This window comes from Paenibacillus phocaeensis, from assembly GCF_900021165.1.
GTDB lineage: Bacteria > Bacillota > Bacilli > Paenibacillales > Paenibacillaceae > Fontibacillus > Fontibacillus phocaensis.
In genome coordinates, this window is sequence record NZ_FCOQ01000003.1 from 1 (window position 1) to 1,801 (window position 1,801).

Sequence of the window (1,801 nt, forward strand, 5' to 3'; positions counted from 1 at the left end):
GGCGCAGCTCGCCGCGTTGTGCCGCAGCCTGCCGCAGGTGCAGGCTGCGCTGGAAGCCGGCGTATCCTACATCTACGCCGACTTCGAGTTTATCAAGCAGTTCCCGGCAGCAGTGGACGCCGTTCGCGCAGCCGGAGCCTGGATCGCGCTGGCGACGCCGCGCATCCATATGCCGGGCGAAAACGGCTATCACAACAACATCCTGCGCCTCCAGCCCGACGCGGTGCTGGTGCGCAACACCGGGGCGCTGTATTACTACCTGCGCCACCGGCAAGAGAACCCGTCGGCCGTGCATCCGCGGTTGATCGGCGATTTCTCGCTGAACATCGCCAACCATAAGACGGCCGAGCTGTTCCTGGAGGTCGGCTGCGACGTGGTGACACCGTCCTACGACCTGAACATCCAGCAGATGGTCGATCTGCTCCGGGTCAGCCCGACGGCCGACATGGAGATCGTGATCCATCAGCATCTGCCGATGTTTCATACCGAGCACTGCGTGTATTGCACCTTCCTCAGCGAAGGTACGGACTACACCAACTGCGGTCGTCCGTGCGAAGAGCACCGCGCCTCGCTGCAGGACCGCATTGGCATGTCCCACCCCGTGCGCGTGGACGAAGGCTGCCGCAACACGGTGTACAACGCCATCGAGCAGTCGGGCGCAGAGTATCTGAGCCATTTTCTCGAGCTGGGCGTGTCGAAATACCGCGTCGAGTTTCTCGAGGAAACGCCGGAGCAGGTGCATGAGGTGATCGACCTCTACAACAAGGCATTGCGCGGGGAAATCAGCGGCACGCAGGTGTGGAAGACCCTCAAAGCCACCAACCAGCTCGGCGTTACGCGCGGGCAGCTGGTGAAATAAATAAGGAAGGGAGCCCCCGGGGTTCGCGGTAGTTATACCGCAGGGGCTCCCTTTTTGTTGTAATCTATGAAAATACCATTACTTAACAAGTATAGTATAATAGTAGACAAGCAACTAATGATCTCATTCGCGACTTTAATGGTCCTGATACTTTCCTTCCATAAACACAAATAGACCGCCCTCGGCCAAGGAATCGGTCTATTTGCTGCCATTCCAATAAAAGCCTACCGCCCTTAAAAGCGGCTATTGCCCGGGGCTGTGCCTGCAAGCACGGCTCCTTAATAAGTACTTTCATTGTATCACAATCAAAATAAAATTTACACGTTTGCGAACTTTTTTCGAAAGGAGCCCAAGACGGGTTGGTCCCGAGGTAAAAGACTCTAACGGAACTGAACGACGTTATTTGCCCATTTCCCGGATATTTCCCGCTCTAACGGAACAAGAGGGCGTTATTCAGCTTAAAGTGGGTGTCTGCGGTCATTTTGGGGCAAATAAGGTCTCCTGGTTCCGTTACAAATTCGTGTTCCCACTGTTGGAGCAAATAACGTCTCTGAGTTCCGTTAGCCGCCAAACTGAACCAACCAACCCGACTCGAATCAACCCGATTTAACGCTACTAGCCCGATTCAATGCGAACCACGCGACTCAACGCGACCAAGCCAATATGAGACATGACTCCATCCCGATCAATGCGGGCCGGCCAGACTCTCTCCCAACTATCCTCGGACAACCTTAGTAAGCCGTAACACCGTAAACCGTAAACCGTAAACTGTAACCCCGTAACTCGTAAACCACAAACCACAAACCACAAACCACAAACCACAAACCACAAACCACAAACCACAAACCACAAACCGTATTTCCTAACCCGTAGCTCGTAACTCGCAACCCGTAACTTCCATAGCCCTTCTTGCGATGCTTCGTCAGTCACTCCTTGTCACCC

General features: G+C 54.5%; 1 protein-coding gene. It reads left to right on the forward strand.

Translation table 11 applies throughout. The features are described from left to right. Positions 1-859 (forward strand): U32 family peptidase (locus BN3795_RS00165; protein WP_198524601.1); only part of this gene is annotated, 859 nt, incomplete at its 5' end. Between the last annotated feature and the right edge of the window lie 942 nt (positions 860-1,801).